This window comes from Micromonospora echinofusca, from assembly GCF_017614955.1.
GTDB lineage: Bacteria > Actinomycetota > Actinomycetes > Mycobacteriales > Micromonosporaceae > Micromonospora > Micromonospora echinofusca_A.
Genome location: NZ_WVUH01000770.1, coordinates 1 through 341, shown reverse-complemented (window position 1 = coordinate 341; position 341 = coordinate 1). Strand labels below are relative to the sequence as shown.

Below are 341 nucleotides of genomic sequence, written 5' to 3'. Positions count from 1 at the left end.
CGGCGACCACCGTACGGAACTCGTCCAGCATCGGCGCCATCAACGGCGAATGGAACGCATGCGACACCGACAGCCGCTTCGTCTTACGACCCAACCCCCGGAAATGCGCCGCGACCTCCTCGACCGCCGCCTCCGCACCCGAGACGACGACCGAGGTCGGGCCGTTGACCGCACCGACACCGACGGCGTCTGAACGGTCGGCCAGCAGCGGCACCACCTCCGCCTCCGTGGCCTGCACCGACACCATCACCCCACCACCGGGTAGGGCCTGCATCAACCGACCACGAGCCGCCACCAGCCGCGCCGCATCGGCGAGGGACAGCACCCCGGCCACGTGCGCG

General features: G+C 71.0%; 1 protein-coding gene. It reads right to left on the bottom strand.

What is annotated here, in order from left to right:
• Positions 1 to 341, bottom strand: a 341-nt coding sequence (locus GSF22_RS36265) for an acyltransferase domain-containing protein (protein ID WP_208818012.1), incomplete at both ends; no start/stop codon positions are given.